Here is a 19,934-nt window from a genome sequence, read left to right as displayed (position 1 = left end):
CCTCGCCCGCAGGCGCCACCTCGCCCGCAGACGCCACCTCGTCCGCCCGCGTCCCCCCGTCCGCCCGCGCTACCTCGCCCTTACGGAGTGCCCAGCCCTTGCGGACCACCCAGATCCTCCAGGCCCTCCCGCCCTTGCGGACCATACGGGCGCATCCCGCCGAGGTTCGTCGCACGGTGCCTCAGCTCCCCGTGGGCCGGACGAGGATGACGGCGGTGCGCACGAGGATGCAGATGTCCTGCCAGAACGACCAGCCGTCGATGTACGCGTTGTCGAAGCGGCACCGGTCCTCGATGGAGGTGTCGCCGCGCAGGCCGTGGATCTGGGCGAGTCCGGTGATCCCGGTCCGCATGCGGTGCCGGGCGGCGTAGCCGGGGTGCATCCGGCTGAACTTGGCCACGAAGTGCGGCCGCTCGGGCCGGGGCCCCACCAGGCTCATGTCGCCGCGGAAGACGTTCCACAGCTGTGGCAGCTCGTCGAGGGAGGTGCGCCGCAGGAACCGGCAGAAGGGACTCATGCCCACCTCGCCCGCGATGCTCCAGCGGGTGCTGGCCTCCCGCGCGTCGGCGGGCGGGTAGGTGCGGAACTTCAGCAGCGTGAACGGCCGTCCGTCCTTGCCGACGCGCTCCTGCCGGAAGACCACGCCGGGCCCGTCGATCAGCCGCAGCACGGCCGCGCAGCCCAGCAGCAGCGGTCCCGCGAGCATCAGCAGCAGCCCCGAGACCGTCACGTCCAGCGCCCGCTTGGCCCAGGAGGGGCGGGCGGACCGCAGCGGCGACAGCGGGGTGCAGGGGAAGCCCGCGAGGTGCCCGGGGCCCGGCGGACACGGGCGCCGGGCCGGGACCGCCGGGCGGTACGGGACGCCACCGACGGCACCACCGACACCACCACCGGCCCCGTCAACGCCACCGACACCGACACCACCAGCCCCGCCACCGCTCCCGTCAACGCAACCGCCTCCGCCCACACCACCGACGGCGCCGGTCCGCGCCGCCAACGGATCGGTCGCCGGGTGCGGCACGGCCGCGGGGTGCGCCGGTACGGCCATGGGCTGCGCGGGCACGGCCGTGGGATGGTCCGGCTCACTCGTTGTGGGGTGCCCGGGGACGGCCGGGGGGTGCCCGGACACGGCCGCCGGGTGCTCGGACACGGCCGCGGGGTGCCCCGACGCGGCCGTGGGATGGCCGGCTGCGGACGTGGGGTGCTCAGGTCGGGACGTGCCACGGTCCGGTACGGATACGGGGTGGTCCGGTACGGATACGGGGTGGTCCGGTACGGACGTGAGACGGTCCGGTACGGGCACGGAGTGGCTCGGTACGGCCGCGGGGTGGCGCGCGGCGGCCGGATGCGGCACCGCGGCCGGCGGCTCCGGGTCCAGCCGCCACACCATGCACTGGTACTCCGTCAGCACCCCCAGCAGCGGCCCGTACTCTCTGTCGTCCGCCGCCACGAACAGCGCGGCCCGCACGGAGTTCTGCACCAGAGCGCGCCGCACGTCCGGGAGCGCGGACAGCACCGGCAGATCCGTTTCTTCTGAAGCCGTGGCCCCGTACGCGGCCGCGCCCGACACTCCCGCGCCCGACTCTCCCGCGCCGGAGGCCGCCGCCCGGTCCGGTGCGGGCGTCCCGTCGCCGCCCGCCCCCGCCAGCGGAACCGTCTCCGCGGCGCGGGACCCGGGGTGCCCTTGGTGTGCCTGCTGTCCTTGGAGTCCCTGGTGTCCAGGGTGCCCTTGATGTCCAGAGTGTCCGGGGTATCCGAGGTGTCCGTGGTGTCCGAGGTATCCAGGGTGTCCTTGGTGACTGAGGTGGCCCGAGTGGCCCTGGTGGCCGGGCCCCATGTCGAGGGTCGCCACCCCCACCGGACGCAGCCCGCAGGCGGGGTGACGCAGCAGGGCCGCCGCGACCCGCTGGGCGGTGGCCGCGGGGCCGACGACGAGGGCGGGGTGCGGGTGCCGGACGGCCCTGCGGCGGCGCCGTCCGTGCACCGCGGCCCGTCCCGCGCAGCTCGCCGCGGCGTGCACCGCGCAGCCGGCGAGGAGCGCGGGCAGCGGCATGGCCCGGTCCGGTGAGAGCCCCGCGAGCAGCGCGGCGAGCAGCACCCAGCCGGCCGTGATCCGGCCGCAGAGCGCGGGGAGTTCGTCGAGTACGTGGGGCGCGCGGGGCGGCGGCGGCACGGCACGCGTCCCGTACAGGCCGGCGCGCGCATGCAGCACCGCCACCGTCAGCAGCAGCGCCACCACGGGCCAGACGGCCGCCACCGCCGGCAAGGCGGGCCAGGCCGCCGGCCAGCCGTGCGCGGCCGCCGTCCACCCGTGTCCGGCGGCCGGCCAGGCGTGCGCCGTCGCGGGCCAGACGTGTGCGGTGGCGGGCCAGGCGTGTGTGACGGCGGGCCAGGCGTGCGCGGCGGCGGGGGCGCCGGGCGCCGTGGCACGCCAGCCGAGCGCCCCGGCACGCGCCGCGGCCGCCACCGCCGCGATGCCGAGCAGCGCCGCCGCGGCGTCCACGGCGAGCAGCGGCAGCGGCGAGGCGTGCCGCACCGCGCGGCGCGGCCCGGATGGCGGGCGGAGCCCGCGCAGGGGAACGCGCGGCCGGACGACCGCGACGGGCGCGGCGGCGCCTGCCGCCCGGGGCCGGCCGGCAGGGGAGGGAACGGTGCTTTCCGCAGTCACGACGCCAGGGACTCCCTGCGATCGGTGGACGCCGCGTGCGCCGCGTCCCTGGTGGGCCCGGTCCGCCCGGTGCCGGGCAGCGCCCGGTACACGGCCGCGACCGCGGCGGCGGTGCGCCGCACGTCGTGGGTGGCGAGGACGTGCCGCCGGCCCGCCAGGCCCAGCTCGGCGCGGAGCGGGGCGTTGCGCAGCAGGGCGACGGCGGCGCCGGCCAGCGCGGCGGGGTCCTGCGGCGGGACCAGGCAGTACGGCTCCTGACCGGCCGGCAGCGCCTCGCGGGCCCCCGCCACATCGGTGACGAGGACGGGGGTGCCGCACGCCAGCGCCTCCAGCGGTGCCAGCGCCATGCCCTCCCAGCGGGACGGCAGCACGAGCAGGTCTGCGGCCCGGTACCAGGCGGCGGGGTCGCGGGTCGGCCCGGCGAACGTGACGGACGGCGGCGCGGCGCGGCGCAGTGCCGCCGCCGCGGGCCCGTCGCCGACCAGCACGAGACGGGCGCCCGGGACCTGACCGGCCACCAGGGGCCAGGCCTGGAGCAGCACGTCCTGGCCCTTCTGCCGGCACAGCCGGGCCACGCACACGACCAGCGGCGCGCCGGGCGGCACGTCCGGGTGCAGGGGCAGGGCGGCGCGCCGGTCCGCGGCCGGGGCGGGGGAGGGGCGAAAGCGCCCGGTGTCCACGCCGTTGGGGATCACGGCCCAGTCGGCGTCGATCCCGGCGGCCTGCCCGGTGCGCATCTCGGCGGCGCTGACGCAGACGATCCGGGCCGTCCACCGCGCCCCGTACCGTTCCCAGCGCCGGGCGAGGCGCCCGGTCGTGCCGCCCACCGCCTCGAAGGACCAGGCGTGCGGCTGGAAGACGGTCGGCACCCGGCCGCGCAGGGCGAGCCGGGCGGCGAGCCCCGCCTTGGCGCTGTGCGCGTGCACCACGTCCGGGCGCACCTCGGCCACCAGCCGCGCCAGCCGCGCCACCTCGCCGGGCAGCCCGGGTCCCGGCGCCCTGCCCGCCGCCCAGTGCCGCACCGCGCCGCCGGCCCCGCGTACCGCGCCCGCCAGGGCGCCGTCCGCGGGGCAGGCCACGGTGGTGTGCAGGTCCTCGGCCGGCCCGGCCGCCACCAGGTCCACGACCACGCGCGCCACCCCGCCGTCGACCGGCTGGACGACGTGCAGGACCTTCAGGGCGCGGCGCGGGGCCGGGGCGGGATCGGTGCGGGCAGGCGGCGTCCGTGGGCTACCGGAGGGCATCGGCGGCGACGGCGCGGGCACCGGTTCCGTACGGCGGGAGCGGGCCCCGCGGGCCCGGGCCCGCGTGGTGACCGCGGGAGGTCCGTGCGCACGAGCGGCCGTGGGGACGACAAGACGGGGAAAGACCAGGAGAATGACGCATGGCCGACTCTGCCCTTTCGGGATGCGGGGGTCCTGAAACCCGCGGGGCGTAAAAATCACACGATCAGCCGCGCCCGCGCCGGTGCCGTCAGGACGGTTTCAGGAAGCGCAACTGTAGCTGATTTGTGAACGTATCCGATAATTTCCCAGGATTCTGTGTGTCGTATCGGGTTGCATTACTTCTGGATGATGTGGCGATCCGAATTGTGGGTGCGGCCGGCGGGGGGTGTGCGCTGTCTCGCGGGCGGTGTGCCCAGGTCACAGCCCCGTGCCCGGGTCGGGCGCGACCGGAGGCCGGAGGTCGAAATCCCTCTCGCCGCACCGGAATTCGGCGCGCCGAGCGTCGAATTACCCGTCGCGCGGGGGGAATTCACCGCCCCCGTTCCGGCATGTGATCGTACGAGCATCGGCGTGCCGCTGCCTACGATCGGGTGGGACCCGCGGAATTTACCGTGGACAGAGTTTCCGCACCGCTCAGGGCTCGTTGTGCACGTCGAAGCAAGGGCATCGGACACGCGCCGGTGTCCGGACGCGAACGTCCGCCGGCGATGTGCGTCGCCGGAGAAAGGAACACCATGAAGCCCCTGAAGGCTGCCGCGGTCCTCGCCGGTGCCCTGGCGGCCGCCGGTGCCGCGGCACCGTCGTACGCCGCCTCCGGTGCCGCACCCGTGTCGGTGGGCGGCGTACTGGACACGGTCGCGAAGAAGAAGGCGGTGGACCCCCACCTCGTCGGCGCCCGCCAGTTCGCGCCCGAGCAGGAGACCTCCCCGGTCTCCGCGGTGCAGGGCCTGACGAACCAGGTCAAGCAGAACAGCGTCACCCGCAAGCTGCTCGGCGGCCTGCCCGTCGGCTGACCGGTGCCCCTCCTCACCGGTCGGCCGGCCGGGCGCCCGGCGGCCGGGGCGCGCCATCGCGCCGCCCGGCCGCCGGCCCCGGCACACGCCGGCAGAAGCCGCGGCAGCCACGCCGCTGTGCTCAGGAGCGGCGCGGCCCGCCCCTTCGCGCTCCTGCTGACGCTCACCGGGGTGGCCGGTCTGCTGCCGTCCTGGGTGATCACGCTCGACGAGTTCGCCCTGCTCAAGGACCCCGACTTCACCCCCGGGTGCAGCCTCAACCCGGTGGTGGCCTGCGGCAGTGTGATGAAGAGCGCCCAGGCGTCGGTGTTCGGCTTCCCCAATCCGATGCTGGGCCTCGTGACGTACGCGGTGGTGGTCTGCGTGGGCGTGAGCCTGCTCGCCGGGGCCCGCTTCCCCCGCTGGTTCTGGCTGGGCCTGAACACCGGGGCGCTGCTCGGCGCCGGGTTCTGCGGCTGGCTCCAGTTCCAGTCGCTGTACCGGATCCACGCGCTCTGCCTGTGGTGCTGCCTGGCCTGGGCCGCCACCGTCGTCATGTTCTGGTGCGTGACGTCCTTCACCGCGCGCTGCGGCTTCCTCCCGGCGCCCGCGGGACTGCGGGCGTTCCTCGCGGACTTCGCCTGGGCGCCGCCCGTCGTGCACCTCGGCGTGATCGGGGCGATGGTGCTCACCCGCTGGTGGTCCTTCTGGACGGGGACCGGTACCGGCACCGGCTGAGACCGGTCCTTCGGGACCCGGCCGGGGGGCGGGACGAGCCGGGGCCGGGGCCGGGCGTGTCCCGGGACGGGCTGAGCTGCCTGCGGCTGTCCGGGAACACCGGCTGTCCGGGAACGGCGGTCGTCCGGGAACGGCGGCTGTCCGGGAACGGCGGCTGTCCGGGAACGGTGGTCGTCCGGGAACACCGGTCGTTCGGGAACACCGGTCGTTCGGGAACACCGGCCGTCCGGGAACGGCGGCTGGCCCGGAACACCGACCGTGTCGCCGGAACGCGGTGCTGACGCCGCGTCACCTGTAAGGCGGTCCGCACTGCTGCGCCCGGGCGAATTCCGCCGTGAATCGGCCCCGTACCCGATGCCCTCCGGGGTGGTGTGCCGTTGCGCGTGGCAGAACGGAGCGCCGGAGCGCCACCCGCCCCGCGCCCGACCAGAACGCACCCGTGCGCACCGCACCCCGTGGGCGCCACCGGCGCACGGCACCCCGTGCGCACCCGTGCACGGCACCGTGCGCACCACCGCGTGCACGGCACCGTGCGCACCGCACCGCCCGCGCACCCGCGTGCACCGCACCGTGCGGACCGTGCCGTGTGCGCGGTACCGCGTGCGCACCACCGCGTGCACGCGCCGTGTGCACCGCACCGCTACCGCGAAGGGACCGATCACAGATGACACTGCCCGCACACGACGGCCGCGCCGCCCGCCCGGCACCGGTGCCGCGGTCATGACCGCCCGCAGCCGCCGCGCCCTGCTGCGGGCCCTGTTCGCCTCCGGCGCCTCCGCCGCCGCGGCGGCCGCCATCGTGCCCGTCGTCGCCGACGCCCGGGAGCCCGGCGCGCCGGCCCAGGGCGGCACGACCGACGGGCGCGCCCCGGGGCCCGCCCACGAGGTGCTCTTCGACGAGGTGTACCGCGGCCGGCACATCCACGCCCGCCAGCGGGCCCTGCTCGACCACGTCACCGGCCGCACCGGCCGCACCGGCGGGGCCGGCGGCCACACCGCCATGGCCTCCCACGATCAGGCGGACCGGCCGATCGAGGTCCTGATCGACGGGCGGCCGCTGCACCTGATGCGCCGCGCGGACGGCAGCTACCTGAGCATGGTCGACCACTACGGCTCCCACCCGACGGTGCTGGCCGCCGCCCGCGGCGCCGTCGAGGCACTCGGCACCTCCAGGCTGGCCCGCGAGCACGTCCACTGACGGCGCGTTCAGGGCGCCCCCGCGCCCGCGGCGCCGGGCGCCGTCGTACGGTCCCGGCCCGCCCCGCCGCCCTCGGCCGAAGGAAAGCCGTCACCAGGAAGCCGTTCACAAGGAAGCCGTCATGGTGTACATCCGCAAGAACCAGAACGCGCTGACGCGCAGCGAGAAGAAGCGATTCGTCGATGCGGTGCTCGAACTCAAGAGGACGGGCGTCTACGACGAGTTCGTGCGCATCCACATCCAGTACTACGTCTCCGACGGGGAGCCCGGTCTCCGGGTCGCCCATATGACGCCCTCGTTCCTGCCCTGGCACCGGCAGTTCCTGCTGGAGTTCGAGCGGGAGTTGCAGCGGGTGGACCCCTCGGTCACCGTGCCGTACTGGGACTGGACCGTGGACCGCAGTCCGTCGTCGTCCCTGTGGGCGGCCGACTTCCTGGGCGGCAACGGCCGCGACGGGGACCGGCGGGTGACCACGGGCCCGTTCGCCTACCGGCAGGGGCACTGGAAGATCACGGAGAGCGTCAGCGACGACCCCTTCCTGATGCGCGACCTAGGCCACCCGGAGCAGCCCATCTCGCTGCCCACCAAGGCGCAGCTCGCGGTGGCCACCCGCCAGAAGGTCTTCGACGTCTCGCCGTGGAACTCCGTCTCGGCCTCGGGCTTCCGCAACAAGCTGGAGGGCTGGGGCAGCGGATCCGGCAACGCCCAGTACCAGAACCACAACCGCGTGCACCGCTGGGTCGGCGGGCACATGCTCGGCGCCGGCTCCAACAACGACCCCGTCTTCTGGCTGCACCACGCCATGATCGACCGCGTCTGGTCGCAGTGGCAGAAGGCCCACCCGGGCGCGGCCTACCAGCCCGCGAGGCCGCCGGGGGCGAATCACTCGCAGTACCGCAGGATCGTCGCCCGCGACGAGCCGATGCCGCCGTGGGGCGTCAGGCCGTCCCAGCTGGAGAGCCACAGCAGGATCTACCGCTACTCCTGAGCCTCTGCGCCCCGAAGGGGCGCGGGGAACCGCGCGAGCACCCTGCGGCCCTCGGGGGCCTACGGCCCCCACGGCCCCCGTGGCCCCGGCGGCCCCGCGGCCCCCACGGCCCTGCGGCCGGGAGGCGGCAGCATCTGCCCCTGGTGGCCGGTGGTGGTCTGTGGGTTTCGTGTGGGTTGGTCGCGCAGTTCCTCGCGCCCCTGTGGGGGTTGTGGTCTCGTGGTTGCCTGCGGCCCCGTGGTCGGGAGGCGGCAGCATCTGCCCCTGGCGGGCGGTGGCGGTCTGCGGGTTTCGTGGGTGCTGGTCGCGCAGTTCCCCGCGCCCCTGTGGGGGCCCTGGTCCTGTAGGTGGGCGTCGGGCGGAGGGTCGCTCGCGTTTTCGGTCGTACTCGGTGCCGACGAGACGGTCCCGCCGCGCACGGTGGCCTGGGCCTGCGGTGCGTCGCCGCCTGCCGCCAGCCGCCTGTCCCCAGCCGTCGGCCGTCGGCCGTACGCCGTCGGCCGTACGCCGCCGGTCGCCGACCGTCGGCCTCAGTGGCGCGGCCAGGCTTCCCGCATCGCAGATACCAAGCCATGGGAAACTATTCCTTGCAGATAAGAGGAATCGCCGCATACATTGACGCGCATGCAGTCCTACACCATTGGTCAGGCCGCGCGTCTGTTGGGCGTCAGTCCCGATACGGCGCGGCGCTGGGCGGACGCCGGGCGGGTCGCGACGCATCGGGACGAGGGCGGGCGGCGGCTCATCGGCGGGCGGGATCTCGCCGCGTTCTCCGTGGAGATCGGCCAGCAGGGCGGTGACGACGAGGAGGTGTCGTACACCTCCGCGCGCAACGCGTTCCCCGGCATCGTCACCGGCGTCAAGCTCGGCGACGTCGCCGCCCAGGTGGAGATCCAGGCCGGCCCGCACCGGCTGGTGTCGCTGCTCACCAGGGAGGCCGTCGAGGAGCTGGGCCTGGAGGTCGGGATGGAGGCCACGGCCCGGGTGAAGGCCACCAACGTGCACATCGACCGCGGTTGAACCGCCGCTGACGCCGGCGCGCACCCCGGCGCCCCACCGGCGCCCCGGCCGTCGTTCCCCCCGCCGGCCCCGTTCCCCCGCCGGTCCGCCCGTGTCCGGTCCGACCGCCCTCGTCCGGCCCGCCCTCTACCGCCCTCTACCGTCCTCGTCCGCCCAAGGAGGCCGCCCATGCCGATCCACCTCACCCGCCGAGGCACCACCGCGGCCGTGCTCGTGGCCGCCCTGCTCGCCACGCTCGCCGCCTGCGGCGGGGACGGCGGCGGTGCGGCCGAGAGCGGCACCAAGGGCGGCGCGTCCGCGGGCGGGCCGCCGGCGGCGGACCTCACCGTGCTCGCCGCCTCCTCGCTCACGGACGTCTTCCAGAAGGCCGGTGCCGCGTACGAGAAGGAGCACCCCGGCACCCGTGTGACGTTCTCCTTCGCCGGGTCCCAGGAACTCGCCGCCCAGGTCAAGCAGGGGGCGCCCGCGGACGTCCTGGTCACCGCGGACCAGAAGACCATGGACGGGGTGCGCTCCGACACCGGCACCCCCACGGTGATCGCCAGGAACCGCCTGGTCATCGCCACCGGCAAGGGCAACCCCGACAAGATCAGGAGCCTCAGGGACCTCTCCGATCCGAAACTGAAGGTGGTGCTCGCCGCGCCCGAGGTACCGGTCGGCAACTACAGCCACCAGGTGCTCCGGGCCCAGAAGATCACCGTTCACCCGGTCTCCGAGGAGGCCGACGTCCGGGCGGTGCTCAGCAAGGTCGAACTGGGCGAGGCCGACGCGGGCATCGTCTACAAGACCGACGCCGCCACCGCGCCCGGCAAGGTCGACGCGGTCACCATCCCCGACGCCCAGAACGCCCTCGCCTCCTACCCCGCCGCCACCCTCAAGCAGTCCGCGCACGGCGCGGCGGCCACCGCGTTCGTCCACTGGCTCTCGTCCCCCGAGGCGCAGAAACTCCTGCGTGCCGCGGGGTTCCAGCGGCCGTAGCGACGGTGGCGTGGGATGCCGGAGGAGGCGACGGAGAACGGACCGCGCGGCACGGCCGCGGAGGGCGCGCCGCGCGGGCCGGAACGCGGTGCGGAGGGTGCCGGGTCCCCCGGTCCGGGGGCCGGGGCGGAGGGTGTGCCGCGTGATCCCGGATCCGGGTCGGGCACCGGCCTTGAGGGCGCCGTGCGGGCGGGGCGGCGGGTGCGGACACGGGCGCCCGTGACGCTGGCCCTGCCCGCGCTGCTCGCCGTCGCGTTCCTGCTCCTGCCGCTGCTCGGCGTCCTCGCCCGCACTTCCTGGGGCGAGTTCGGCCACGACCTCACCGGCCACGACTCCGTGCAGGCGATCCGCCTGTCGCTGCTGGTCTCCTGCTGGGCCCTCGGCCTCTCCCTGCTGCTCGGCGTGCCGCTGGCGTGGCTGCTGGCCCGGGCCGACTTCCCCGGCAAGCCGTTCGTACGGTCCCTGGTCCTGCTGCCGATGGTGCTGCCGCCGACGGTCGGCGGTGTCGCCCTGCTGCTCGGTTTCGGACGGCGCGGACTCATCGGTCCCTGGCTGGAGGACTGGTTCGGGATCACGCTGCCGTTCCACACCTCGGGCGCGGTGGTCGCGGCGACGTTCGTCTCGATGCCGTTCCTCGTCATCAGCCTGGAGGGCGCGCTGGCCGGGCTGCGCCCCCGGTACGAGGAGACGGCCGCGTCGCTGGGCGCCTCGCCGCTGCGGGTCTTCGGCACCGTCACCCTGCCGATGGTCGCCCCGGGACTCGCCGCGGGCGCGGCGCTCACCTGGGCCCGGGCGCTCGGTGAGTTCGGCGCCACGATCACGTTCGCGGGCAACCTCCCCGGCACCACGCAGACCCTCCCCCTGCGGGTCTACCTCCTCCTCCAGGACGACCCGGAGGCGGCGACGTCGGTGTCCCTGCTGCTGCTCGCCATCGCGATGGCGGTGCTGGTGGCGCTGCGGGGCCGCTGGACGACGGCACCGGCGGGCACGGGCGGGGCGACGGGGGGCGGGGAACGGCGGTTCGCCCGGTCCCTCGGCCGGTTGCTCCGCCCGGCGGGCGGTGCCGGGGCCTCATCCGGACGGTCCCGGCCCGCCCCGGACGGCACCACCGAGACCGGCGACACCCCCGTCCCCGCATCCCTCACGCCCGCCACACCCGCACGCGTGTCGCCAGCCGGAACCGAAGCAGGAGCCGAAGCCGGAGCAGGAGCAGGAGCCGCACCCACACCCCCGGCACCCGCCCTCCCGGCCGCACCGGCCGCACCGGCCGACCGCCACGCCCTGCACGCCCTGCACGCCCTGCATGCCGTGCACGCCCTGCACGCCACCGTCACCGGCTACGACGAACTCACCCTCGACGCCCCGCCCGGCACCACCATCGCCGTGGTGGGCCCCAACGGCGCCGGCAAGACCACCCTCCTGCGCGCCCTGCTCGGCCTCACCCCGCGCGCCACCGCACGGTTGCGCCTCGGCGACACCGACGTCACCCCGCTGCCCCCGCACCGCAGGGGGGTCGCCTGGGTGCCGCAGGACGGCGCGCTCTTCCCCCATCTGACGGCGCTCGGCAACACCGCGTACGGCCTGCGCGCCCAGGGCGTGCCGCGTGGCGAGGCCCGCCGCACCGCCCAGCAGTGGCTGGACCGGCTCGGCGTGGGCCACCTCGCGCACCGCAGGCCCGCGCAGCTCTCCGGCGGGCAGGCCGGCCGGGTCGCGCTGGCCAGGGCGCTGGCGCCGCGCCCACGGCTGCTCCTCCTCGACGAGCCGCTCGCCGCGCTCGACCAGACCACCCGCGCCCGGGTACGGCACACGCTGCGCACCCACCTCGCCGGCTTCGGCGGCGTCTGCCTGATCGTCACGCACGACCCGGTGGAGGCCGTGTCGCTGGCCGACCGGGTGCTGGTGCTCGACCACGGCCGCGCGGTGCAGGACGCCCCGCCCGCGGAGGTCGCCCGGCACCCCCGCTCGCCCTGGGTGGCCGGGATGCTCGGCCGCAACGCCTGGCCCGGCACCACCACGCCCGACGGCCTCGCCCTCACCACGGGCGGCCACGTCGTCATCGCCCCGCCCACGACGCCGCCCACCGTGGACCCGTCCGAACCGGGACCGCCCCCCGCGGGCGCCCCGGCGCTGGCGATCATCGCCCCGGAGACGGTCGCCGTGCACCGCGAACGCCCCGGCGGCAGCCCGCGCAACGTCTGGCCCGGCACGGTCCGCGAGATCACCGCGCTCGGCAGCCGCCTGCGCGTCCTCATCAGCTCCGACGTCACCCCGGACCTGATCGCCGAGATCACCCCCCAGGCCGCCGCCGACCTGGGCCTCGCGGAGGGCACCCCCGTACACACCACGGTGAAGGCCACGGACATCACCCTGGTCCCGACCTGAGCCGGTGCGGAGCCCTCCGTCCGGACGCGGTGGAGGGACCGGCGGAGCTGTCAGCGCAGAGCGCCGAGCCCGAGCGCGAGGAGCGCGATCGCCGGGGCGACGAGCTGGACCAGGGCGGAGCGGAGCTTGGTGCGGTCGCCGAGAACGAGGACCAGGCCGGCGAGCACCATGCAGGAGGTTCCCGCCATGACGAGGGTCCTGCCCACGGTGCCGTCGCCGGCGAGGGCCACCGCCGCGCCGAGCGCGACCATCACGGCCAGGAAGAGGTTGTAGAAGCCCTGGTTGAACGCCAACTGCCGGGTCGCCAGGGCCTCGTCCTCGGAGGTGCCGAAGATCGCCCTGGTCTTCGGAGCGGTCCACCGCAAGGACTCCAGGACGAAGATGTAGATATGGATCAGCGCGGCGAGCACCGCGAAGACAAGCCCGACGACCAGCACGTTCACTCCTGACGACCCGACACCCTGTTGCCAGGGCACTATCGCCTGCCCCGCCCCGGGCCGGTGCGCCGGGGGTACCGACGAGGCCCCGGCACCAGGCCGCCCGCGTCAGGTGTCGGGGCGACCCCTACCAGGTGAGGCGCTGCCCGCTCGGCCCGACGTGCAGGCGCAGGCGCTCGGCGGCCGGCTGCCCGGCGTCGCGCCACCGCCGGATCCCGTCCGCGATCGCATCCCACAGCCGGACGGGCCCACCCTGCCGAACCAACCAACGGCCCCGGTCGTGGTACGCGACCGCCCACGCCCCGGCCGCCACGTCGATGACGACGAACTCGTCCCGCCCGTTCCGCACCAGTGGGAGCGCTGGGCTCCCGGTGCCGCGAACTGCGCGACGAAGCGTGCCGTCCAGTCGTCCAGCACGTCACCACCCACGTCCGTGGGAAGGGCCTCCCCGGCGTCGAGATCCGGCAGCATGCCCAGCGCCGGGGGAGTGTGGGACCGCGAGCATGAACGACACGTGCCCGCCCAGCACGTGCCCGCTCGCCGTTGGCTCACACTGTGGTCGATCTCGCCGGGAGCGACCGGGGCAGCCCAGATACCAGCAGGCTCGCCGTCAACCTGGTATGCGCCGGCATGCAACGGCTTGTAAATGGTGGGCTGTTCGGTGGCGAATGACGTCGCTTCCGCCTTATTGCTGGTGATCAGTGTGGCGGGTACGCTGAGCCCTTCGCGGATCGCTGCCGCAAGCTGTGCGGGTTTGTACTCGGCGCGGGCAATAGCTTGGGGGTGGCTCACATAGAAGCACCCTGAAAGAGCCGCTAACACTCCTCCGAGGCCACGCCGGTTTTCCTGCGCGATGAACCGGGACGCCTGATCACCACCATTCGGCGTGTAACCACTGGGGGCGACGGTGATACGGAGCACGCACGCTCGCCAGGTCCGCCGCCCGTTTGCCCACCGTCAGCCGCCCACCCCAACCGCCCGGCCCGACGCGGGCAGAGAGGACCAAGGGATCAGGGAAGTCCCGCCCCGGATCAAAACGAAGAACGGGCACCCGGCGCCGGTTCAACTCCGCAATGACCAGATCAGCGGTCGGGTCCTCGAACTCGGTGACGACCAGCACCGGACGCCCCTTCACTTCATTTCCTCTCAATCCTGCGTCGCGTCGTGTCCGCTGTCCGCGTCCATCTTGCCGTCTTTCCCGATCTGGGCAGGCGGGTAGGTGTTGACGGAAGTGCCGTGCTTACCGAGCTCCGCGGGAGTCGGCACACCGTCATTTCCCACCCATCGGCCGGTTTGCGTCTCCGGGTCGATTCCCGCGTACTGCCAGGGAGACAGCTCCCCGTTCCGAAGTGGGGCCATGCGGCCCATTCCCCACGGAACCGGCGCTGCCGACTCCATGCTGACGGAGTTACCGCTCATTTTCCCTCCGATTTCGTCGATGCCGGGATGGTCCGCGGCCTGGGCGCCCGCCCATGCCCCGGGTACGGGCACTGCTTGTGTGAGTGGTTGGTCGTGCCCGCGAGGCTGGCCCCGTGGTGGATGTGGGTCTCGTAGGGCTCGCCCTGGCGGATGGGCTGGTCGCAGCGGACGCAGTACATGAGGGTCACGGGGGGCTGGTCTCCCTCTCCTGTTCGTACAGTGTTGGTGCCACTCATGCCGGCTCCCCCGCACGGGCGCCGGTCAGCACCACGTAGTGGTCGCACAGCCAGGCCAGCTCACGGGCGAGGCTGCGGGCGTGCTGCGTGGCGGACACAAGTCCCGGCCCCGGGGAGGCGGCCAGGCGGACCCGGGCGTTCTCCACGGCGGCCAGTGCGGCGACCTGGTCGGCACGGTCAGTCCGCTCGGCGTCCGGCGTTTTCGCCGCGCTCTCCACCAGCGGGATCAGCCGCAGGAGGTGCGCGGACAGCCGTTGCGTCACCTCGCCGAGTTCATCGAACCGCCGGAGCGGCACATCCTGCGCCAGTGCCTCGGCCGCGGCCGCACGCATCGTCTCGATGTCCGGACGGACGGTGCCGCCGGAGATTGCTGAGGGACCGCTGTCGTTGCGCACGTCGTCTCCTTGCCGTCGGCCACGCCCCGTGTCGCGGTCGCCGGGGCGGGTTATGACGGTAGGAGCCGGTGTGCGGAAGAGGGGACACAGAATGTGCCCCCATGGGTCACGCGGTGAGCAGGCCCATCTTGACGGCCAGTTGCGAAGCACGGCGGCGGCGGGCCGGCACCTTGGATTCGGTCTCTCCGAGGACGATCGACTTCGCGTAGCCGTTGTACTTGATGGTCTCCGGGGCCGCCTCATGAGCCTTGTCCAGCGTGGCCAGCGCGACGTCCGGTTGTCCGTCGAGCTGGTATCCCCGGGCCTCCTCGATGCGGTGCCGGGCCCTGCGCGGTCGGGACGGGATCGTGACCGTGTCGGCAGCCGCAGCCTGCCGAACGGACTCGCCACCTGCGCGCAGCTCGACGGCGATCGTGACCGCGTGAGCGCCCATGATGGCCCGGGAGAAGGACGTGATGGGATCGTAGTAGTCCTCGGGCAGGCGGTCCGCCATGGCGCGTGCCTGGTCCCAGTACCGCCATGCCGTGCCGGTCTCCATCCGGCGTGCCGCGGTGTACCCGGCGGCGAACGTCAACGCGCCCGCGATGGCCAGTACGTCGTCGGAGGCGTCGGGGAGAGGGGTGCGAGGTAGGCCAGGCCTTCCTGCGCAATGGTGTCGGCGGCGTCGAAATGCGCAGGACCGGAATCCCGGTGGGCCTCGGCGGCGAGCCAGGCGGCCACGCCGATCGCCCTTGCGTCGCCGCTCTCCTGAGCCGCTACCAGGGCCCGCTCCGCGACGCGCCACAGGAGTGCGGCGTCCGGCTGGTAGGCCACGAAGAACTGGCAGAGCGAATAGGTCTCGCTCAGCAGAGCCTGCGCCCTGCGCCGATCAACGGAGGTGTCCGCCTGCCGCGCGGAGGCCTGGGCGTCCCGGATGAGGTCAGGAAGGAGCGCACCGATGACGTCGCGGTGGTTGGGCGCCTTGTGACGTGCCTGCCAGGCCAGGTCGAGACGCGCCCGCACATGGGCGATCGGCGGCGCTTTTGTGCGGTCGGCGACGGGAAAGGCATCGACGGCCGCTCTGACACCGGGCAGACGGGGATGGCCCGGTCCGGCGAAGAGGTCGACCGGAATGTCGTTGCCGGTGAGCTCTGCCAGGTTGCGCACCCGCAGGATCTCCGCGATGCGCAGGACGACGTCCAGTTTCGGGGTCTGGAGCCGACCGCTCTCCACGCCCTTCACCCAGGACCCGGTCAGCCCCAGCAATCCGCCGAGCTGATCCCGCGTGATGCCTCTCCGCTGCCGGAGGATCTGCAAACGCTGACCGAAGGCCAGCGGGTGGGCGTTGGGGTCCGGAGTACCGGTTGAGGAAGTCACGGCGGCCTCGCCCTCCTTGCGGCTTCGTGACTGTCAAGCGTAGGGCAGCACCGCCTGCTTGTGAGCGGTGTCCGGTTACGCCGCCCGTAGACCCCAGGTGACGGGCGGCACGCGCCCCGGCTGGCGGGCGGGCCGAGGCGGCGGCCCGGCGCGACCTGCCGGGCCGGACAGGCGTTCATGCACCTCGGGGCAGGCCGCGCCGTCGCGCCCAGCGCTCCCTCACCGCGGCGCCGAATGCCGCGTCCGCCGTCCCAGAAGCTCGGCCAGGCCCTGGCGGGTGGCCGCGAGGACGACCCGGTCGCCGGGGTGGAGGCGGGTGTCGGGAGGCAGGTTCCAGACCAGGTCGGGGTTCCGGTCGGAGCCCGGGGCCCGACCGCCGGAGGCCGCCGTCCGTCCGCCGGACCCGGACGCCCGTCCGCCGGACCCGGACGTCCGTCCGCCGGACCCGGACGCCCGTCCGCCGGACCCGGGTGCCCGCCCGCCGGAACCGGAACCGGAACCGGAGCCCGCCGTCCGCCCGCCGGAGCCGGAACCAGACGTTCGGCCGCCGGTCGCCGGCGGGCGCTCCGCCGAGGGGTCCGTGGGGGCCGCGAGGGCCAGGATGCGCCACTGGCCGGGGCGGAATGCCTCCCGGACCGTGTGACCCTCCAGCTGGGGGTGCCCGGCGACGTCGACCACCGCGAACAGCAGCACCCGCCGCTCCACGGGGATCGCGCCGAGGATCTGGCGGCCCATCATCGCCCCGGCGAACGAGGGCGCGGCCAGATGGGAGACGCTGCGGCTGCGGGTGAGCGCATGCGGGTGTGCGGCGCGCAGGGTGCGGTAGACGACGGTCGCGAAGTCGTCGTCGTACAGCCGCAGCACCACCCGCAGTTCCGGCTTGACGGAGCGGGCGATCAGCGCGGCCTCCAGATTGATGGTGTCCAGGCTGGTGAGCGCGAGCAGCGCGCCCGCGCGGTGGATCTTGGCGGCCTCCAGGACGCCCTCCTGGGTGACGTCGCCCAGCACCACCGGCACCCGCAGCCGCCGCGCCACCGCGATGCCCCGCGCCTCCGGGTCCAACTCCACGCACACCACCGGGATGTTCAGCTTCCGCAGCTCCACCAGCACCCGGGTGCCGATCTTGCCCAGGCCGAGCAGCACCACGTGGTCGGAGAGGCCGCGCGGCGGCCGGCGCGCCACCGACCCGCTCCGGAAGCTGCCCAGCGCCTCCAGGACCGCCGCCAGCAGCACCGGCAGCAACAGCAGCCCCACCACCCCGGAGAGGAGTTGCAGGATCTGCCGGGCTCTGGGCCCGTGCGTCGCCGGGTCGTTGATGGCGAGCAGGTCCAGCACGGTGAGGTAGATCGCGTGCAGCGGGTGGTCGCCGGTGGTCAGCATCGACGCCACCGCGAGCGCCAGCACCGCTCCCACCAGCACGGTGAACGACCAGCGCAGCCGGCGCGACAGCAGCCACCCGAGCGGCACGCTGCGGCTGCGCGCCGGCTGCGGACCCGAGTACGACACGGTCTGCAGCACCACCTTGCCGCGGCCGGCCGCCGCGGCCACCTCCGCCTCGTCCGGAAGCAGCCGGGGCCGCTCCGCGCCGCTCATGTCGGAGCCCTCGGCACCGGCCGGATCGGCGGCGGTGGACGACAGCAGCGCCAGCACGCACATGCCCTGCCCGGCCGCCTCGCCCCGCCGCGGGTCGACCTCCGCGGCCCGCAGCAGCAGGCCGCCCGCGCGGACGACCTTGCTGGAGCCGGCGATCGCGGTGGCGGCCAGCGCGGGCGCGGCCGTGTCGGCGTCCGACAGGACGGTGGTGGAGGCGTCCAGCTCCGCCGTGTCCATGCCGGGACTGACCATCGCCGCCGCCTGGTCGAGCAGGTCCTCCAGGTACTGGCCGAGGCGGCGGTTGTAGAGCCGGATCACCAGGCGCAGCCGGGGGTTGAGGCGGCGGGCGGCGAGTGCGGCGCGGATGTTGGTCTCGTCGTCGTCATGGACCAGGGCGAGGGCGGCGGCCTGCTGCACACCGGCGTCGGCGAGCACGTCCTCGGTGAGCTCGGGCGCCTCGATGATCCGGTCGGCGGCCTCCATGCCCCGCTCTCCGGCACCCCGCTCGGCCGTCCCCGGCGGGCGTATGCCCCGCTCGGCGGGCCCCGCGGTGCGCCCGGTTCGGTCCGCCGGTCCCGCGGATCGTCCGCCCCGCTCGGCGGCGGGGCCGGTCGAACGGCCGCCCTGCGCAGGCCGGGTGCCGGAGCCGGCGCGGCCGGGCACCGCCTCGCCGCCTCCGGACCCGCTCGCGCCGTTCGCGCCGTTCCCCCCGCCCGCCGCCGCGGTCGCGGCGCCGGTGGCGCGGGTGACGGCCGCCGAGATCCGGCCGAACAGCATCGAGGCGCGGGCCCGGCCGGAGGCCGGCTGACCGGTGTCGCTTCCCGGACCCGGCACCACCAGGGTGACCGTTTCTCCATAGAGGCCGCGCAGCTCGGCGGCGAGCCGGTGCGCCAGGGCGTCGTCCCCGCAGACCACCATGGTCCCGGTGACGTCCTTCGGCGGCGCGGCGGTTTGCAGCGGAAGACTCGGAAGACTGGCCACGTAGGGAAAGACTGCCCCACGGCACGGCATAGTTCCCATCCGGCCGGCCAACAAGCGGTGCACGCGCTCCGGTTGACGCCGCGCCATCCCAACGGCACCCGTACACCTGCCGAATTCCGGGTGTCCGGCCCGTGCATTCTTGCCGGCCGCTACAACCGCGCCCCACCGCTTGCGGTCCAACGGGTGCCGGCACGCCAGGGGCGCCGCCGGCAAGACGAACCGGCCGGCCGTACCAACCGGCCGGCCGCCTCGACCACGGAGCTGCACGTGCACATGAGTCCCACCACGGCGCGCCTCGCCGCGACCGCCCTGCTCGCCCTCGCCACGACCGCGGCCGGTGTGCTGCCGGCCCAGGCCCTCCCCGCCGGGTCCGGCGCCGCCGCGCACGGCGCCGCCGCCGAACCCGGTACCGCCGCCGAACCCGGCACCGCCTCCACCGCCGCGGCCGGCTACCACCTCGCCCTGACCACCGACCCCGCCTCGCCCGACTTCGTCAGCCGCACGGTCGACGTCACCGGCGTGCTCACCCGGGACGACGGCACCCCGGTCGCGAACGCCCCCGTCTCGCTCGGCGAGGCAGTGCTGTACGAGACCTGGAACCCGTGGGGCGACCCCATCGACCCCGTGGAGCGGGAGAGCCGGAGCCTCGGCACCTTCCAGACGGACGAGAACGGCCGCTTCACCGTCCCCGGCGTCACGGCGGACCGCTGGGACAGCACGCCCAGCCCCTTCCTGAACCCGCTCCACGAGGTGCAGTTCTGGGCGGACTACGACCCGCCGGAGGACCCCACCGACCAGGACCTCGTCTACGCCGACGCCTACGTCAACACCCCGTCGGTCAGCAGCGGCATCACCTACAAGGTCAACAAGACCAAGGTGCGCGCCGGTGACACCCTCACCGTGACGGGCAAGGTGATCTTCCCCGACGGGCACGGGCCCGTCGCCGGCACCCGGGTCTTCCTGCGCGGGTACTACGAGAGCGAGTACAACGCCCAGACCACCGCCGACGCCGCCGGCAACTTCACCGTCAGCCTCAAGGTGAAGGACTACTACCAGGACTTCGCCGTCTTCTCCGCGCCGGACGACTACTACATCTCGCGTGCCGGCCAGGATCTGCCGGTGACGAACGTCTCGGCGCCCTGACCCTCCTCCGTGGTCCGCCGGGCCGGACTCGCCCCGGCGTGGTGAGCGCCGTCACGGTGGAGGGCCCGCTGCCGTCTCCACCGGCAGCGGGCCCTCGGTCCGTGGTCCCGGGCGTTCCGCCCGGCCCCTTGTGGTTTCGTCGTCGGCTGCCCGGCCGGTGGGGGCCGGGCGCGGCCCCGCGGCGG

15 protein-coding genes and 2 pseudogenes are annotated in these 19,934 nt (G+C 74.6%); 8 read left to right on the top strand and 9 right to left on the bottom strand.

Annotated elements, in window-relative coordinates; translation table 11 throughout:
• Nucleotides 1-181: 181 nt before the first annotated feature.
• Nucleotides 182-808: pseudogene (locus tag ACSMXW_RS16015) on the bottom strand (sugar transferase); the annotation flags it as partial.
• A gap of 1,856 nt (nucleotides 809-2,664) precedes the next feature.
• Nucleotides 2,665-3,912 (bottom strand): glycosyltransferase, encoded by a 1,248-nt coding sequence (locus ACSMXW_RS16010; RefSeq protein WP_485807155.1) that lies wholly within the window; start codon nucleotides 3,910-3,912, stop codon nucleotides 2,665-2,667.
• A gap of 716 nt (nucleotides 3,913-4,628) precedes the next feature.
• Between ACSMXW_RS16010 and ACSMXW_RS16005 the strand changes: the two genes are divergently transcribed.
• From ACSMXW_RS16005 to ACSMXW_RS15975, 7 genes are all read left to right on the top strand, one after another.
• On the top strand, nucleotides 4,629-4,907 hold the full coding sequence (locus ACSMXW_RS16005) for a hypothetical protein (RefSeq protein ID WP_485807154.1): 279 nt from the start codon (nucleotides 4,629-4,631) through the stop codon (nucleotides 4,905-4,907).
• A 117-nt stretch (nucleotides 4,908-5,024) separates the two neighbouring features.
• Nucleotides 5,025-5,624, top strand: a complete 600-nt coding sequence (locus tag ACSMXW_RS16000; RefSeq protein ID WP_485807152.1) for a vitamin K epoxide reductase family protein — start codon at nucleotides 5,025-5,027, stop codon at nucleotides 5,622-5,624.
• Nucleotides 5,625-6,344: 720 nt separating this feature from the next.
• Nucleotides 6,345-6,821 carry a tyrosinase family oxidase copper chaperone gene (locus ACSMXW_RS15995; protein WP_485807151.1) on the top strand — a complete coding sequence of 159 codons (477 nt, stop codon included), beginning with the start codon at nucleotides 6,345-6,347 and terminating at the stop codon, nucleotides 6,819-6,821.
• 121 nt (nucleotides 6,822-6,942) lie between these two features.
• Entirely contained in the window at nucleotides 6,943-7,809 is an 867-nt protein-coding gene (locus ACSMXW_RS15990; RefSeq protein ID WP_485807150.1) for a tyrosinase family protein, read from the top strand.
• 624 nt (nucleotides 7,810-8,433) lie between these two features.
• Nucleotides 8,434-8,829 carry a TOBE domain-containing protein gene (locus ACSMXW_RS15985; RefSeq protein ID WP_485807149.1) on the top strand — a complete coding sequence of 132 codons (396 nt, stop codon included), beginning with the start codon at nucleotides 8,434-8,436 and terminating at the stop codon, nucleotides 8,827-8,829.
• Between the two features lie 168 nt (nucleotides 8,830-8,997).
• Nucleotides 8,998-9,807, top strand: a complete 810-nt coding sequence (gene modA / locus ACSMXW_RS15980) for a molybdate ABC transporter substrate-binding protein (RefSeq protein ID WP_485807147.1) — start codon at nucleotides 8,998-9,000, stop codon at nucleotides 9,805-9,807.
• Between the two features lie 183 nt (nucleotides 9,808-9,990).
• Nucleotides 9,991-12,189, top strand: a complete 2,199-nt coding sequence (locus ACSMXW_RS15975) for an ABC transporter permease (protein ID WP_485808079.1) — start codon at nucleotides 9,991-9,993, stop codon at nucleotides 12,187-12,189.
• Between the two features lie 50 nt (nucleotides 12,190-12,239).
• Here the strand turns inward: ACSMXW_RS15975 and ACSMXW_RS15970 are convergent, their stop codons facing one another.
• The 7 genes and pseudogenes from ACSMXW_RS15970 to ACSMXW_RS15940 all read right to left on the bottom strand — a co-directional run bounded on the left by ACSMXW_RS15970 (nucleotide 12,240) and on the right by ACSMXW_RS15940 (nucleotide 18,543).
• Nucleotides 12,240-12,626 carry a DUF1304 domain-containing protein gene (locus ACSMXW_RS15970; protein WP_485807145.1) on the bottom strand — a complete coding sequence of 129 codons (387 nt, stop codon included), beginning with the start codon at nucleotides 12,624-12,626 and terminating at the stop codon, nucleotides 12,240-12,242.
• A 127-nt stretch (nucleotides 12,627-12,753) separates the two neighbouring features.
• Nucleotides 12,754-12,975 carry a hypothetical protein gene (locus ACSMXW_RS15965; protein WP_485807144.1) on the bottom strand — a complete coding sequence of 74 codons (222 nt, stop codon included), beginning with the start codon at nucleotides 12,973-12,975 and terminating at the stop codon, nucleotides 12,754-12,756.
• Nucleotides 12,976-13,497: 522 nt separating this feature from the next.
• The gene (locus tag ACSMXW_RS15960; protein WP_485807142.1) at nucleotides 13,498-13,746 is read right to left on the bottom strand and encodes a hypothetical protein; all 249 of its coding nucleotides are present in this window, start codon (nucleotides 13,744-13,746) and stop codon (nucleotides 13,498-13,500) included.
• Nucleotides 13,747-13,772: 26 nt separating this feature from the next.
• Nucleotides 13,773-13,994 (bottom strand): putative ATP-grasp-modified RiPP, encoded by a 222-nt coding sequence (gene tgmA, locus ACSMXW_RS15955; protein WP_485808077.1) that lies wholly within the window; start codon nucleotides 13,992-13,994, stop codon nucleotides 13,773-13,775.
• Nucleotides 13,995-14,277: 283 nt separating this feature from the next.
• Nucleotides 14,278-14,676, bottom strand: coding sequence for a DUF6415 family natural product biosynthesis protein (locus ACSMXW_RS15950; protein WP_485807141.1), 399 nt, complete (start codon nucleotides 14,674-14,676; stop codon nucleotides 14,278-14,280).
• 106 nt (nucleotides 14,677-14,782) lie between these two features.
• Nucleotides 14,783-15,990, bottom strand: a pseudogene (locus tag ACSMXW_RS15945) (helix-turn-helix domain-containing protein).
• A 261-nt stretch (nucleotides 15,991-16,251) separates the two neighbouring features.
• On the bottom strand, nucleotides 16,252-18,543 hold the full coding sequence (locus ACSMXW_RS15940) for a potassium channel family protein (protein ID WP_485808075.1): 2,292 nt from the start codon (nucleotides 18,541-18,543) through the stop codon (nucleotides 16,252-16,254).
• Between the two features lie 336 nt (nucleotides 18,544-18,879).
• Between ACSMXW_RS15940 and ACSMXW_RS15935 the strand changes: the two genes are divergently transcribed.
• Nucleotides 18,880-19,749: an acyl carrier protein gene (locus ACSMXW_RS15935; protein ID WP_485807139.1), complete on the top strand. Its 870-nt coding sequence runs from the start codon at nucleotides 18,880-18,882 to the stop codon at nucleotides 19,747-19,749.
• Nucleotides 19,750-19,934: the final 185 nt, after the last annotated feature.

Source organism: Streptomyces sp. DSM 116793, from assembly GCF_057320905.1.
The sequence above is the reverse complement of the archived record's forward strand: the minus strand, read 5'-3'. Positions and strand labels throughout refer to the sequence as shown.

What these genes read in the sequence shown, in the direction of transcription:
- ACSMXW_RS16010 (WP_485807155.1), bottom strand. Translation starts at nt 3,912, where the DNA reads ATGCCCTCCGGTAGCCCACGGACGCCGCCTGCCCGCACCGATCCCGCC.
- ACSMXW_RS16005 (WP_485807154.1), top strand. Translation starts at nt 4,629, where the DNA reads ATGAAGCCCCTGAAGGCTGCCGCGGTCCTCGCCGGTGCCCTGGCGGCC.
- ACSMXW_RS15995 (WP_485807151.1), top strand. Translation starts at nt 6,345, where the DNA reads ATGACCGCCCGCAGCCGCCGCGCCCTGCTGCGGGCCCTGTTCGCCTCC.
- ACSMXW_RS15990 (WP_485807150.1), top strand. Translation starts at nt 6,943, where the DNA reads ATGGTGTACATCCGCAAGAACCAGAACGCGCTGACGCGCAGCGAGAAG.
- ACSMXW_RS15985 (WP_485807149.1), top strand. Translation starts at nt 8,434, where the DNA reads ATGCAGTCCTACACCATTGGTCAGGCCGCGCGTCTGTTGGGCGTCAGT.
- modA (WP_485807147.1), top strand. Translation starts at nt 8,998, where the DNA reads ATGCCGATCCACCTCACCCGCCGAGGCACCACCGCGGCCGTGCTCGTG.
- tgmA (WP_485808077.1), bottom strand. Translation starts at nt 13,994, where the DNA reads ATGGGCCGCATGGCCCCACTTCGGAACGGGGAGCTGTCTCCCTGGCAG.
- ACSMXW_RS15940 (WP_485808075.1), bottom strand. Translation starts at nt 18,543, where the DNA reads ATGGTGGTCTGCGGGGACGACGCCCTGGCGCACCGGCTCGCCGCCGAG.
- ACSMXW_RS15935 (WP_485807139.1), top strand. Translation starts at nt 18,880, where the DNA reads ATGAGTCCCACCACGGCGCGCCTCGCCGCGACCGCCCTGCTCGCCCTC.